Raw genomic sequence first — 14706 nt, 5'->3', positions numbered from 1 at the left:
CGTCGGGTAATAACAATAATGAGCCCAAGCCTGTCCGATACACCCGCGCTGTCACGGCGCGGCCTGCTTAAATTCAGCCTCGGCGCCAGCGCCTTTCTTGCCACCGCGGGGTTGGGGGCCAGCCTCAGTGGTTGCTCGTCGAGTATTGCGGCCAACGGTTTCGCCACATTACGCAGCGGCGACCTGCTGTTTCTGAAGGCACTGATCCCGGTGATGCTGGACGGTGCCGTGACCGTTGAACGCATGCCCGATGCTGTCGATGGCACGTTGAAAAGCCTGGACTACAACCTCAATCATCTGTCGGCGGAAATGCTCACGCTGACCCGGCAACTGTTTGATGTGTTGGGCATGGCCGTGACTCGAGGGCCGTTGACCGGGATCTGGGGCAGCTGGGAAAACGCCACCGGCGATGAGATCCGCCACTTCCTCGACCGCTGGGAAAACAGCTCGCTGAGCCTGTTGCGCATGGGCCACAGCTCGTTGCTGCAATTGGTGATGATGGCGTGGTACGGGCGCAAGGAATCGTGGGTGCATTGCGGGTATCCCGGGCCGCCCACCGTTTGAGACCGTGTCGCCCCATCTGCGGGCAAGCCTCGCTCCTACAGGGACCGTTTATATCTGTAGGAGCGTGGCCCGCGAAGGCGTCAACTGCCTCACAACAATCGCTAAAACATAACAACAAGAGAACTCAACGATGCCCGTACCCGATCCGTTTCGCGAAGGCATGGCCCGTGGCTGGAAAACCTACAACGGCTCGCAACTGACCCAGGACCTGACCCTCGAAGCGGACGTGGCGATCATCGGCAGTGGTGCCGGCGGCGGGACCACGGCCGAAATCCTCAGTGCGGCCGGCTACAAGGTGCTGCTGATCGAGGAAGGCCCGCTCAAGACCAGCAGTGACTTCAAGCTGCTCGAAGATCAGGCCTATGCCAGCCTTTATCAGGAAGGCATCGGCCGCATGAGCAAGGACGGTGCGATCACCATCCTCCAGGGCCGGGCGGTCGGTGGCACCACGCTAATCAACTGGACCTCCAGCTTCCGCACCCCGCAGCAGACCTTGGAACATTGGGCCAAGGAACACGATGTCAAAGGCCACTCCCCAACCGAAATGGCACCGTGGTTCGAAAAAATGGAACAGCGCCTGGGTGTCGCGCCGTGGATGGTTCCGCCCAATGCCAACAACGATGTGATTCGCAAGGGCTGCGAAAAACTCGGTTATAGCTGGCATGTCATTCCGCGCAACGTTCGTGGCTGCTGGAACCTCGGCTACTGCGGCATGGGCTGCCCGACCAACGCCAAGCAGTCAATGATGGTCACGACCATTCCGGCTACCCTGGAAAAAGGGGGGGAACTGCTTTACCTGGCCCGCGCTGAAAAACTCATCATCAACGCAGACAAGGTCACCGGCCTGCAGTGCGTGGCGATGGACCAACGGTGCGTCGAACCCACCGGGCGCAGCATTACGGTCAAGGCGCGGCACTATGTACTGGCCGGAGGTGGGATCAACAGCCCGGCGCTACTGTTGCGTTCAGATGCGCCAGACCCGCACAAACGACTGGGCAAACGAACTTTTCTGCATGTGGTGAACATGTCTGCCGGGTTGTTCGACGAGGTGATCAACCCGTTCTACGGGGCACCGCAGTCAATCTATTCCGACCATTTCCAATGGCTGGACGGAACGACCGGCAAGATGGCCTACAAACTGGAGGTGCCGCCGCTGCACCCGGCACTCGCCGCCACGCTACTCGGCGGTTTCGGCCAGGAGAATGCGCAGCACATGGCCAACCTGCCACACACCCACGCCATGCTCGCGTTGCTGCGCGACGGTTTTCACCCGGACAGCGTGGGGGGCAGCGTCGAATTGCGCGGTGATGGCACGCCGGTCCTCGATTACCAGGTTTCCCCTTATGTCTGGGAAGGCTTGCGCCGAGCCTTTCACAGCATGGCCGAGATCCAGTTCGCCGGTGGCGCCAACGCCGTGATGCCGATGCATGCCGACGCGCGCTACGTAAAAACCCTGGGCGAAGCGCGCACGCTGATCGACGGGCTTAGCCTGGAGCTGTACCGCACGCGCTTGGGCAGCGCCCATGTGATGGGCGGTTGTGCCATGGGCGAAGACCCGAAAAACGCCGTGACCGACAGCCTCGGTCGGCATCATCAGTTGGGCAATTTGTCGATTCACGATGGCTCGTTGTTCCCCACCAGCATTGGTGCAAACCCGCAGTTATCGGTCTACGGACTGACGGCACAACTGGCGACTTCACTGGCCGAGCGTTTAAAAAACCCATGAAAACAGCGAACATTCCCATCGTCTATAGTGCTTTCTTACCCAACAGGGGAGTTGGCCGACCGGTTAGGCTGCGATACCATCCGACTCCCAAACGCACTCCCGCCAGGACGACGCGATGAACCGAGTGTTGTACCCAGGTACCTTCGACCCTATTACCAAGGGCCATGGCGATCTGGTCGAACGCGCCTCGCGCCTGTTTGACCACGTGATCATTGCCGTCGCCGCCAGCCCGAAGAAAAACCCGTTGTTTCCTCTGGAACAGCGTGTGGAGCTGGCCCGCGAGGTCACCAAACATCTGCCGAACGTAGAAGTCGTCGGCTTCTCGACACTGCTGGCGCACTTCGCCAAAGAGCAGAACGCCAACGTGTTCCTGCGTGGTCTGCGAGCGGTCTCGGACTTCGAATACGAGTTCCAGCTGGCGAACATGAACCGTCAATTGGCCCCGGATGTGGAAAGTCTGTTTCTTACCCCATCCGAGCGCTACTCGTTCATTTCCTCGACGCTGGTCCGTGAAATTGCAGCTCTGGGCGGCGATATCACCAAGTTCGTGCACCCAGTGGTGGCGGATGCTCTGACCCTGCGCTTCAAGAAGTAACCCCACAAACTGTAGGAGCGAGCCTGCTCGCGATGGACGTCAACGATAACGCGGGAAACCTGACACCCCGCGGCATTCTCGGGTTCATCGCCAGCAGGCTGGCTCCTACAGTACGTCGCGCCCGCGTGCACTGCGGGCGCCAATGCGGCACAATTACGCGCATTGATTTATTGCGCCCGGGCCTGCCGCCCCGGCTGGAGTTAGCATGTCCCTGATCATCACCGACGATTGCATCAACTGCGACGTCTGCGAACCCGAGTGCCCGAACGCCGCCATCTCCCAGGGCGAAGAAATCTACGTGATCGACCCGAACCTGTGCACGCAGTGCGTCGGCCACTACGACGAGCCACAATGCCAGCAGGTCTGCCCGGTAGATTGCATTCCGCTGGACGAAGCCCATCAGGAGACTGAAGAGCAGTTGATGGAGAAGTACCGGAAGATTACTGGTAAGGCCTGAAACCCTAAAAGATCGCAGCCTTCGGCAGCTCCGACACGGATCCCATGTAGGAGCTGCCGAAGGCTGCGATATTTTGATCTTGCCTCACTCCTGCCGCTCAAACCCCTCCCCGATACACCCCAGACACCGCACAAACGCCGCCTTCGCCGGATCCACCACCAACGCCTGCCCCGCATCACCCACTCCGCCACCCAATGCGGTAAAGGGCAACGACACCACAAACACCCCGGCACCGATCACCGTCGCCACCACCAATAAAGGTCGGGCAATCAGCAGGTCGCCGATCATGGCGTAAGCGGGTGGATTCTGGATGGTGTACAGCGGATCGCCGCTGCCACTGCTGGCGGTGGCTGTTGCAGCGATGCTCAGCAGCAACGCAGCGACAAGGGTTCGACAACGGTTCATGGCCCAATCCTTCGGCTAGACAGTCAGAACACTGACTATAGACCGTAGGCTTTTCAGCTCTGGCAACGCGGGCAAAAGACGCTGGCGCGCTGCCCAAGCTTCACTTCACGCAACTCCGTCCCACAGACCTTGCAGGGTTGAGCGCCACGGCCGTACACGAACAGTTCTTGCTGGAAGTAGCCCGGCTGACCATCACCGCCGATAAAGTCCCGCAGCGTGGTGCCGCCGCGTTCGATGGCAGCGGCCAGGATGCGTTTGATCTCGATCGCCAACTTCAAATAGCGCGCCCGGGAAATGCTCTTGGCCTCGCGGCGCGGGTCGATCCCCGCAGCGAACAGCGCTTCGGTCGCATAGATATTGCCAACGCCAACCACCACCGCGTTGTCCATGATGAACGGTTTGACCGCCATCGAACGCCCGCGGGACTGCTGAAACAAGCGTTCGCCGTCGAACAGGTCAGTCAGCGGCTCCGGCCCCAGGCGAATCAACAACTCGTGATTGAGCGGGTCGAGGCTCCAGAGCATCGCCCCGAACCGGCGCGGGTCCGTGTAGCGCAGGGCCAGGCCCGATTCCAACTCAATATCCACATGTTCGTGTTTAGCCGCCGGCAGGCCCGCTTCCACCAGACGCAAATTACCCGACATGCCCAAGTGGCTGATCAACGTGCCGACTTCGGCGTTGATCAGCAGGTACTTGGCACGCCGCTCCACCAGCACGATGCGCTGGCCAGACAGGCGCACATCGAGATCTTCTGGGATCGGCCAGCGCAGCCGGCGATCGCGCACGATTACCCGGCTGACGCGCTGGCCTTCCAGATACGGCGCAATGCCGCGACGGGTGGTTTCGACTTCGGGCAGTTCAGGCATGGTGCTCTCGAATCAGTCGCTCGAATAAGGAGAAAACTCAGCGATGAGTGCCGAGGTCGCGAATAGTCTGCTTGAGGGTTTCGAAGTCGTAGTCTGACAGGCCAACGTAATCGAGCACCAAATGGCTGATGCTGTTCCATTCGTGGTCGTCGGTCTGGTTGCCCAGCACCCGATAGGACGCACAAATATGCTCGGCCATTTTCAGGATCGCCAGCAGATTTTTCAGCTGGCTATTGCGCGATGACTCATCACTGAAAATCGCCAGGGCATTATGGTGATTGGCGATCGCGGCAGTTACGTGCTCCGGCAAGCGCCAGGACTTCGCTGTGTAATAACCGACCACTGCGTGGTTGGTGTTGAACGCCTGGTTTTCGGTGTCCACTACCCGGCAATCGGGGCCGGCATTGGCGTAAGCCTGTTCCAGCACGGTCATATAGTCGGGAAAACGCTGGAGCATCAGCGGCACGCCACAGTCGTGGAACAAGCCCAGGGCATACGCTTCATCGCCGGCCTGGGTGCCGATGCGCTTGGCCAGCGTCAGGCAAGTCATCGCCACATCCTGCGCGGTGTCCCAGAAGCGGTTCAACGTGACGATGGTTTCATCGTTCATCTCACCCTTGATCGACTGCGCGTTAATCAGGTTGATGATCGAACGACTGCCCAACAGATTCACCGCGCGCTGGATCGAGGCGATCTTGTTGGTCAGGCCGTAATACGGCGAGTTGACGATTTTCAGCAAGGAGCCAGAAAGGCCCGGGTCTTGGGAAATCAGCTTCGCGATCACCTCCAGATCCGGGTCCGGCATGTACTGCTCCATCTGCAAATCCACCATGATCTGCGGTTGAGCGGGCACGCTAATGCCTTGCAGGGACTGCTGGATTTGTTCGGAGGTCAGCTCTTGGGACATAAGTACACACTCTGGGCCAGGCGGCGATTCTAACCCTTATAAAGTTGGATCCGACATACCAATGGGCGAATCGCAGGAACTTTCATTTAAGCCCCGGCTTCGGATTTTGTAATGCCCACAGGCTAATTACTGACTTAATCCAGGAGCTCATCCATGTCCAACTCCCTGAACGGCAAACGTATTGCGATGCTGGTGACCGATGGTTTCGAGCAAGTCGAACTGACCGGCCCGAAAGACGCCTTGGAACAGGCCGGAGCCAAGGTCGACATACTTTCCGCAAAAGAAGGCAAGGTCAAAGGCTGGAACCACGACAAGCCAGCTGATGACTTCAAGGTCGACCGTACATTCCGCGCAGCCAGCATCGAGCAATACGACGCCGTGGTCCTGCCAGGTGGCGTGCAGAACGCCGACACCATCCGCATTGACCAGGATGCCCAGCATCTGGTCAAGACCGGCACTTCTGCCGGGAAACCGATCGCCGTGATCTGCCATGGCGGCTGGCTTCTGGTTTCGGCCGGTCTGGTCAATGGCAAAACCATGACCAGCTACAAAACCCTCAAGGATGACCTGATAAATGCCGGTGCCAACTGGGTAGACAAGGAAGTGGTCACGGACGGAAAACTCATCAGCAGTCGCCAGCCGAATGATATTCCGGCGTTCAATCGCGAGTTGATTCAGGCGTTGTCGGCTTAGCATTCGAAACAGCCTTCACGGGTACGCCTCGCCCCTGCAAAGCACACCACTCTGTAGGAGCGAGGCTTGCCCGCGAAGGGGCCATCAGCGTTTCATCGCTCCCCAGACCCGCCGCGACCTTCAACACGCTATACTCCCGCTCTTTTTTCCGGAGCGACGTCATGTCCCTGCCTAGCCTGCGCCTCAAAGCCAACGCCGACCGTCGTCTGCGCAACGGCCATTTGTGGGTCTATAGCAACGAAATCGATGTAGCGGCGACCCCTTTGCACGGTTTCAAGGCCGGCGATCAGGCGATCCTCGAAGCGGCCGGCGGCAAACCGCTGGGCATCGTAGCAATGAGCCCGAACAACCTGATCTGCGCCCGCCTGCTGTCGCGCGACATCAAGCTGCCGCTGGACAAATCCCTGCTGGTGCATCGCCTGAACGTGGCCCTGTCGCTGCGCGATCGCCTGTTCGACAAGCCGTTCTATCGCCTGGTCTACGGCGATTCCGACCTGCTGCCAGGCTTGGTAGTCGACCGTTTCGGCGACATCCTGGTGGTGCAGATCGCCTCGGCGACCATGGAAGCCCATAAAGACGACGTGATCGCGGCGCTGACCCAAGTGCTCAAGCCAAGCGGCATTCTGTTCAAGAACGATTCCGCTGCCCGTGACGCCGAAGGCCTCAATCGTTATGTCGAAACCGTGTTCGGCCTGGTGCCGGAGTGGGTAGCGCTGGAAGAGAACGGCGTGAAATTCGAAGCACCGGTCATCCAGGGCCAGAAAACCGGTTGGTTCTATGACCACCGCATGAACCGCGCACGCCTGGCGCCGTACGCCAAAGGCAAGCGCGTACTGGACCTGTACAGCTACATCGGCGGCTGGGGCGTGCAAGCGGCCGCCTTCGGCGCCAGTGAAGTGTTCTGCGTCGACGCGTCGGCCTTCGCCCTCGACGGCGTCGAGCGCAACGCCGCGCTGAACGGTTTTGCCGAAAAAATGACCTGCATTGAAGGCGACGTCTTTGAGGCCCTGAAAGAGCTGAAAGCCAGCGAAGAACGTTTCGACGTGATCGTGGCCGACCCGCCGGCGTTCATCAAACGCAAAAAAGACATGAAAAACGGCGAAGGTGCCTACCGCCGCCTGAACGAACAAGCCATGCGCCTGCTCAGCAAGGACGGCATCCTGGTCAGCGCATCGTGCTCGATGCACCTGCCGGAAGACGACCTGCAGAACATCCTGCTGACCAGCGCCCGTCACCTGGACCGCAATATCCAGATGCTCGAGCGCGGCGGCCAGGGCCCGGATCATCCGGTGCACCCGGCGATTGCCGAGACTCGGTACATCAAGAGCATTACGTGCCGGTTGCTGCCGAATAGCTGATAACACCGATTAATCGGGGGGCCAATCGGCTCCCCTTCTATTTTTTACTTCTCCTCAACTCTTCTACCCGACCGTCCTGCTGAGACACATTTCCACGTCGCGGCGTACTTTATCGAACTAAAGTTACAAAACGCATCTAAATGTAGGACTACTCCGACACGACTACCAGAAAATCCTTACTTAATATTTCATTGAGAAATTCAAATAAGTATCTATGATTGAGTTGTCACCACGAGGTGACAATCATTTCAAATACTAAAAGGAGTTAAAAATGAAAACAATTACTCTGGAAGTTTCAACCATCGCCAACCTGGCTTTTTTGGTTTCCCCAAAAGCCCGCTAAGTAAATGAGACGCTGGGGAGTGCCGGCTACCCAGCGTTTTAAGGCCTTCCTAAGAGAGCCATCCATATGCAGATAAATCCTTATTTGTTCATCATTCCGCGCACGCCCGACCAAATAGTTTGGGATTATAAAAACCACAAACAATTTGAACTCAATCTTGAGTATTCAACTCGACTTGCCAAACTAATCGAAAACCCAGAAACATTTAATACTTCAAATATTATTGACAATCAACTTTTTAGCGCTGGAATCCTTACAACCTCCACGCCAGACAACATTGAATGGGGCTGGGACGCCCTATCAAAAATATTTCATATTGGCACTAAAAATATCCCTTGTGATTATGCCCCTCTAAATATCAATGAATGGTCAAAAGAATACCTTGACCATTGTACAAATATACTCAGTACACCCGCCCCTAGAGCCAGATTGTCGGAGTATCTAGCCTGCGAACTGATTGCGCTACCAAATCCTTCCTGCCTGCCAGAAGGCTGCCTTGTAAACGCCCTGATCGACCGAAAAACCTGCCGCACCTTCACGGGTGAAGCAGTTCCCATAGAGGCCGTCAGTGCGCTGCTTTATCTTTCACTTGGCTATTTGCAGGAGCGTGCAAACGACATTGACGAATGTGTTGCCGAAGGCCTCGACGATCGGCGAAGCAGTCCATCCGGGGGCGGACTAAATGCCTGTGAAGGCTTTCTACTGGTTCAACACGTTATCGGCTTGAAGCCCGGTCTATACGCCTATCATCCCAGAGAGCACGCGCTAAGTTTTGTTAAACCCCTACCTTCTCCATCTTTAGGGCACATCCTATGCGGACAACATTTCATCAGTAACTTGCCAGTCGGACTGTTCATCACCAGCCGATTCGACAAACTATGGTGGAAATATGGGCATTCGCGAGCCTACCGAATGGCTTACGTCGAAGCAGGTCATATTTCCCAGACTTTCCAATTGGTGGCCACTTCGCTCGGATTGAAAACCTGGTTGACTGGTGCCTTGACGGACGATCAGGTCGAAGCGCTTTTGGGGCTTGAGGATAGTCCAGAGCAACCGTTGTTCTTTGTTGGTTGCGGCAAGAGCAATGGGCAAGCGATGTGCGAGGAAATAAAATCGCTGTTAAGTAGCCGGAGGCAGGAACAATGACCAAGCCTCTCATCAAACCACTTTCTCAGTGCTTCACTCTTGGCGACTGGAACTCCCGATCCTCAGTACGAACTAGTAAGCACTGCTATCATTTGCCCTTGGACATAGACGAACAACTAGAAACCCGATGCTGGTTCCCGCCAGCTTTTCTCCCTTACCTGAATCACACGGCTATCAAAACAGAAAATAGAGCACTCACTCATCGTCTTTGCGCAAACCATTTGGTGTATTTCCTCGACTACACCACCTTGCTTGAACACCGTATCGTCAACCGATCAGTCGAAACCATTGCCCACGACGAACTTGGAATTCCCATTCCTTCACGGATGAAAACAGCTGCACTGCAGCTCTACACAGATGAGGGATACCACGCGCTGTTTTCCTATAGTCTCGCCGAGCAAGTTGCCAACTTTTATGGCATGACTGGTAGGCCGGCCATACCCCAGCGAATCACACGACTGAATGCCCTGATTGAACGCACACCGGATGGTCAAAAAGCACTGGCTTGGTTTCTCGTTGGCTTCGTCTCGGAGACGATCATTGCAAAGGAACTTCTCGAGATTTGCCGCACCACATTGATATGCAGCGTTGAGGAGATGCTCAGAGATCATCTAACGGACGAGGCGCGACACAGCCGTTATTTTTGCGAAGTGTTCCATTTTCTATGGGTACACCTGAGTTACGATCAACGAACTATCGCCGCCACGTTACTATTGGAAACTCTGCTGACCTTCTTTGAAGTTGATGAACGTTGGCTCGGCGAAAGCTTACGCAGTGTTGGCTTGTCTGAAGCAGTCATAGGACAAATACTCTTCGATATGACGAGTGATAACGCACACCGCCTCCGCATTCGGTCAGGTGCAGGCCCGACTCTGCAAGCATTGAAAAAAGCAGGACTCTTCGATTTATCTGCTAATCGACAATTATTTTCCAAGGCAGGACTTCTCGATGACTGATGAAAACAATGCAGTCAGTGCTAAAAAACGCCGAGCAGCGGTCCTTCTTTTGATGACAATGGTGCTGCTGGGTGTCTTTCCACTAGATGTGCTACTTCCATCTTTCCCGGCTTTGGCCGAGCACTTCCAAAGCACACCAGCCAATATCGCTTTTTCCATCAGTCTCTTCGCTATCGGCATCTCCCTGTCTCAACTTCTGATCGGACCGCTCTCAGATGCCATTGGGCGCAAGGGCTTGCTACTTGCAGGGGTGACTGTATCAATTGTTGGTGCATTAGGCTGTGTCCTATCGACCGAATTCGCCTGGTTCCTATTTTTCCGGGTTGTCCAAGCCATCGGCTGTGGCTGTTTCGTACTCTCGCAGGCACTGATCCAGGATCTGTTCGACGGCAAGGACCGGGATCGAATACGGATTCTGATGGTTAGTGCCAGCGGGGTCTTTATCTGCATATCACCGTTAGCAGGCACGGTGCTACAGCAAGCACTGGACTGGCCCGGGAGCTTCATCATTTTTACTGTTTTGGCTACCGCCGTGTTTCTGAAGGCTTGTTTCTTTCTTGAAAACCAACATCCCAGCATTCCCACGAACCAGAGCATCTTTCATTCGTACCGACGGGCCTGTCGCGACGCTGGCTTCCTCGGTTATTGGCTCATCGCCGCGATTGCTTTCTCATGCCATTTTTCTTTCATTGTCGTCTCGCCCCTGATCTTCATGGAGCAATTGCAGCTTTCGACCTATGAATTCTCCCTTGCATTACTGCTATATGGCGCGGCCTACATTATCGGTGGCATAGTCGCTCGGGTTCTTACCGGTCAAATCGCGGCCAGCTTTCAAATTATCGTAGGCTTCAGCCTGATTTTCATTTCAGGATTGACGATGCTTCTGCTCGCCAGCCTGTTTGGGCTATCCGCCCTAACAGTGTTGGTTCCGATGATCATCTGTACTGCAGGCACAACAATTGCCCGCCCCATTGCAACATCCAAAGCCATGGACGTATTTCCCGACAATGCCGGCGCCTCCGCATCGGCGGGAAACACACTAATATTCATTAGCGGTGGGTTGATCAGCGCCTTGATCACCCTGCGTGCACACGATTTACAAACGACCTTGGCATTGACTTTTCTGATCCTAAGCGCCGTCGGCATCGTGCTTAATGCGTCAATCACACGCCGCAATCAGATACCAAATCCCGGCTGATCTGTAGGAGCGAGATTGCTAGCGATGGTCGTTAACGATGACGCTGCAAGCCTGACACTCCGCGGTGCTCTCAAGTGCATCGCGAGCGAGCTCACTCCTACAGGGATTGCGTCCGCACGTCTTGTGAATGCCGCCTGCACGTTTGCAGGCATTCCCTCCGGCTGCCAGCCGTGTAGAATCGCGACATTCATCGCCAGTCATCCCCCGGCGGGTTTATGAGCTCAAGCTGAAGCGCGCGGCGATCCCGCAAAGTTATCGGCAACTTCCGGACACACGGCCATTTCTGAGTGTTCCAGACGTCAATAGAAGCTCACTTCCCTTTTGATACCTGATTAGCCGCCCGGAGTGCTTCATGCCTGATTACCGCTCGAAAACATCCACCCACGGCCGCAACATGGCCGGTGCCCGCGCACTGTGGCGCGCAACGGGGATGAAAGATGACGACTTCAAAAAGCCGATCATCGCCATTGCCAACTCTTTCACCCAGTTCGTACCGGGCCACGTCCACCTCAAGGACCTGGGCCAACTGGTCGCCCGCGAGATCGAACGCGCCGGCGGTGTGGCAAAGGAATTCAACACCATCGCTGTCGATGACGGCATCGCCATGGGCCACGACGGCATGCTGTATTCGCTGCCGAGCCGCGAGATCATCGCCGACTCCGTCGAGTACATGGTGAACGCCCACTGCGCCGACGCCATTGTCTGCATCTCCAACTGCGACAAGATCACCCCAGGCATGCTGATGGCGTCCCTGCGCCTGAACATCCCGGTGATCTTCGTTTCCGGCGGCCCGATGGAAGCCGGCAAGACCAAACTCGCTTCCCACGGCCTCGACCTGGTCGACGCCATGGTGATCGCCGCCGACTCCAGCGCTTCTGACGAGAAAGTCGCTGAGTACGAACGCAGCGCCTGCCCGACTTGCGGCTCGTGCTCCGGCATGTTCACCGCCAACTCGATGAACTGCCTGGTTGAAGCACTGGGCCTGGCATTGCCGGGCAACGGTTCGACCCTGGCCACCCACAGCGACCGCGAACAGCTGTTCCTGCAGGCCGGCCGCACCATCGTCGAGCTGTGCAAGCGTTACTACGGCGACAACGATGAGTCGGTGTTGCCGCGCAACATCGCCAACTTCCAGGCCTTTGAAAACGCCATGACCCTGGACATCGCCATGGGCGGTTCCACCAACACCATCCTGCACTTGCTGGCCGCCGCGCAAGAAGCCGAGATCGACTTCGACCTGAAGGACATCGACCGCCTTTCGCGCCACGTGCCGCAACTGTGCAAGGTCGCGCCGAACATCCAGAAGTACCACATGGAAGACGTGCACCGCGCCGGCGGGATCTTCAGCATCCTCGGCTCCCTGGCCCGTGGCGGCCTGTTGCACACGCAACTGCCGACCGTGCACAGCCGCAGCATGGAAGAAGCCATCGCCAAGTGGGACATCACCCAGACCAACGATGAAGCCGTGCATCACTTCTTCAAGGCCGGCCCGGCAGGCATCCCGACGCAAACCGCATTCAGCCAGTCGACCCGTTGGGAAACCCTGGACGACGACCGTGAAAACGGCTGCATCCGCAGTGTCGAACACGCTTACTCGCAAGAAGGCGGCCTGGCCGTGCTGTACGGCAACATCGCACTGGACGGCTGTGTGGTGAAAACCGCGGGCGTCGACGAGTCGATCCACGTCTTCGAAGGCAATGCCAAGATTTTCGAAAGCCAGGACAGCGCCGTACGCGGCATCCTCGCCGACGAAGTGCAGGCCGGCGACATCGTGATCATTCGTTACGAAGGCCCGAAAGGCGGCCCGGGCATGCAGGAAATGCTGTACCCGACGTCCTACCTGAAATCCAAAGGCCTGGGCAAAGCCTGCGCCCTGCTCACCGATGGCCGCTTCTCCGGCGGCACCTCGGGCCTGTCCATCGGCCACGCTTCGCCAGAAGCGGCTGCTGGTGGCGCGATTGGTCTGGTGCAGGACGGCGACAAAGTGCTGATCGATATTCCGAACCGCTCGATCAACCTGTTGGTCAGCGACGAAGAACTGGCTGCACGCCGCGTCGAGCAAGACAAAAAAGGCTGGAAACCGGTGGAAGTGCGTCCACGAAAAGTGACCACCGCCCTGAAGGCCTACGCCCTGCTGGCGACCAGCGCCGACAAGGGTGCGGTACGTAACAAGGCAATGCTCGACGGGCTGTAAGGTTTAACCGTCGGACATAAAAATGCCCCGCCAAGTGCGGGGCATTTTTGTTTACGCAGATCTCCTGTAGGAGCTGCCGCAGGCTGCGATCTTTTGATCTTGAAAAACAAAATCAAAAGATCGCAGCCTGCGGCAGCTCCTACATTTGAAGCCGTGTATTACTGAATCTCTTCCGGCTTGACGATCACCCAGTTCTTGTCCGCCGTCACCGTTAACCCTTCCTTGGCCTGGGCTGCGGCGTTCTTGGTCATCATGCCGTTTAGCTGGGTCATGTATTTGTCTTTGCGGTTGACCCACAAGTGGATGCCGCCCTTGGCCACGTCGACGCTGTGGAACAGCATGTAACCGTCGCTGCTCGGGGTATCGCCGCCGACCAGCACCGGTTTTTTCCATTCGTCGATGTAGGTCAGGATCGCCGCCTGCTTGCCGGCCATCCAGGTTGCCGGGGTCCACAGGTACGGGGTCAGTTCAAGGCCGAGGTTGGCTTTCTCGTCATACTTGCCGGCGGTGATCTGCTTGCGCGCAGTGGTCAGCTCGCCGGTCTTGCGGTCCTTGAGCAACGTGGTCACGCCGATCACGTTCTGCGGCTTGACGTTGTAGCCGTACTTCGGATCAGCCGCGACCATGCGCACCAATTCTTCAGAAGCGGCGGTCATCACGTAGACCTCGATGCCGTTCTCCATCAGCTTGTTGTACAGCTCGGCCTGGCCGGTAAAGACTTTCGGCGGGTTAACGTCGAGGTTCTTGACCACGTCGCCGTCGTAATAGGTCGTGGGCACTGGCTTACCGGACGCCATCAGCTCATCAACGTAGCCCTTGAGCTCTTGCAGCGTGAAGCCGGAAAACACCTGCGCGACCCATGGATAACAAACCATGTCGTCAATTTCGCAGAGGCGGTAGTAGTAGCTGAACAGGCTTTCCTTGTGGTCAGCAGTGTCCTTGAACGGAATCAGCTTCAGGGAGGGATCGAGCTTGTCGCGGGTGATCAGGCCCTTGTTCTCCATGAACGGCAGCAACGACTCTTCGAGGTCGTAGCGGTAACTGGTGTTGTCCATGTCGAACACCGCGAAGTTACCTTTGTTGGCGTTGGCCGCGATCATCGCGTCCAGCGCCTTGGCCTGATCGGCCGGCCAGTGCTTCAAATCCGTTGCGAGTACCTGGCCGGCAAGGCCCAGGCAAAGTGCGGCGACCAGTAATTTCGGTGCGAACTTCATTGGCATGCTTCCCTCATTGAAAGACCTGATTCAAAGAAATCGACGCTAACAAATAAGTGTGACAGTCCTCGTCTGACTGCGACT

The 14706-nt window shown here is 56.9% G+C and carries 14 protein-coding genes; 10 read left to right on the top strand and 4 right to left on the bottom strand.

Translation table 11 applies throughout. The features are described from left to right. The first annotated feature begins 18 nt into the window (after nt 1–18). The 4 genes from KUF73_RS29180 to KUF73_RS29165 all read left to right on the top strand — a co-directional run bounded on the left by KUF73_RS29180 (nt 19) and on the right by KUF73_RS29165 (nt 3342). Nucleotides 19–564: a twin-arginine translocation pathway signal protein gene (locus tag KUF73_RS29180; protein WP_218441414.1), complete on the top strand. Its 546-nt coding sequence runs from the start codon at nt 19–21 to the stop codon at nt 562–564. Between the two features lie 130 nt (nt 565–694). Further along, on the top strand, nt 695–2290 hold the full coding sequence (locus KUF73_RS29175) for a GMC family oxidoreductase (RefSeq protein ID WP_218441413.1): 1596 nt from the start codon (nt 695–697) through the stop codon (nt 2288–2290). Between the two features lie 115 nt (nt 2291–2405). Then, nucleotides 2406–2885 (top strand): pantetheine-phosphate adenylyltransferase, encoded by a 480-nt coding sequence (gene coaD / locus KUF73_RS29170; protein ID WP_008019993.1) that lies wholly within the window; start codon nt 2406–2408, stop codon nt 2883–2885. Between the two features lie 205 nt (nt 2886–3090). Further along, nucleotides 3091–3342 carry a YfhL family 4Fe-4S dicluster ferredoxin gene (locus KUF73_RS29165; RefSeq protein ID WP_218441412.1) on the top strand — a complete coding sequence of 84 codons (252 nt, stop codon included), beginning with the start codon at nt 3091–3093 and terminating at the stop codon, nt 3340–3342. Between the two features lie 84 nt (nt 3343–3426). Here the strand turns inward: KUF73_RS29165 and KUF73_RS29160 are convergent, their stop codons facing one another. The 3 genes from KUF73_RS29160 to KUF73_RS29150 are packed head-to-tail and all read right to left on the bottom strand — an operon-like array spanning nt 3427 to nt 5466. After that, nucleotides 3427–3747 (bottom strand): multidrug transporter, encoded by a 321-nt coding sequence (locus KUF73_RS29160; RefSeq protein WP_218441411.1) that lies wholly within the window; start codon nt 3745–3747, stop codon nt 3427–3429. 53 nt (nt 3748–3800) lie between these two features. Then, nucleotides 3801–4613, bottom strand: a complete 813-nt coding sequence (gene mutM / locus KUF73_RS29155; protein ID WP_218441410.1) for a bifunctional DNA-formamidopyrimidine glycosylase/DNA-(apurinic or apyrimidinic site) lyase — start codon at nt 4611–4613, stop codon at nt 3801–3803. Between the two features lie 37 nt (nt 4614–4650). Further along, nucleotides 4651–5466, bottom strand: a complete 816-nt coding sequence (locus KUF73_RS29150) for an HDOD domain-containing protein (protein WP_218441440.1) — start codon at nt 5464–5466, stop codon at nt 4651–4653. A 207-nt stretch (nt 5467–5673) separates the two neighbouring features. On the opposite strand from KUF73_RS29150, the gene KUF73_RS29145 reads away from it, so the two are divergent. From KUF73_RS29145 to ilvD, 6 genes are all read left to right on the top strand, one after another. After that, a complete protein-coding gene (locus KUF73_RS29145) occupies nt 5674–6213 on the top strand; it encodes a type 1 glutamine amidotransferase domain-containing protein (protein WP_218441409.1) in 540 nt (179 codons plus the stop codon). Nucleotides 6214–6374: 161 nt separating this feature from the next. After that, nucleotides 6375–7571, top strand: a complete 1197-nt coding sequence (locus tag KUF73_RS29140) for a class I SAM-dependent rRNA methyltransferase (protein ID WP_017341306.1) — start codon at nt 6375–6377, stop codon at nt 7569–7571. Between the two features lie 409 nt (nt 7572–7980). Further along, nucleotides 7981–9060 carry a SagB family peptide dehydrogenase gene (locus tag KUF73_RS29135; protein ID WP_218441408.1) on the top strand — a complete coding sequence of 360 codons (1080 nt, stop codon included), beginning with the start codon at nt 7981–7983 and terminating at the stop codon, nt 9058–9060. Then, entirely contained in the window at nt 9057–10016 is a 960-nt protein-coding gene (locus tag KUF73_RS29130; protein WP_218441407.1) for a diiron oxygenase, read from the top strand. The genes KUF73_RS29135 and KUF73_RS29130 overlap by 4 nt, the downstream gene beginning before the upstream one ends. Beyond that, entirely contained in the window at nt 10009–11214 is a 1206-nt protein-coding gene (locus KUF73_RS29125) for a multidrug effflux MFS transporter (RefSeq protein ID WP_218441406.1), read from the top strand. Before KUF73_RS29130 ends, KUF73_RS29125 begins: the two co-directional genes overlap by 8 nt. Before the next feature lie 352 nt (nt 11215–11566). Further along, entirely contained in the window at nt 11567–13408 is a 1842-nt protein-coding gene (gene ilvD, locus KUF73_RS29120; RefSeq protein ID WP_218441405.1) for a dihydroxy-acid dehydratase, read from the top strand. A 158-nt stretch (nt 13409–13566) separates the two neighbouring features. Here the strand turns inward: ilvD and KUF73_RS29115 are convergent, their stop codons facing one another. Further along, the gene (locus KUF73_RS29115) at nt 13567–14622 is read right to left on the bottom strand and encodes a haloacid dehalogenase-like hydrolase (RefSeq protein ID WP_218441439.1); all 1056 of its coding nucleotides are present in this window, start codon (nt 14620–14622) and stop codon (nt 13567–13569) included. Nucleotides 14623–14706 lie beyond the last annotated feature (84 nt).

It is taken from the genome of Pseudomonas sp. PD9R, assembly GCF_019200975.1.
GTDB lineage: Bacteria > Pseudomonadota > Gammaproteobacteria > Pseudomonadales > Pseudomonadaceae > Aquipseudomonas.
Note: the sequence above shows the minus strand (reverse complement) of the source record. Positions and strands in the feature narration are given on the sequence as shown.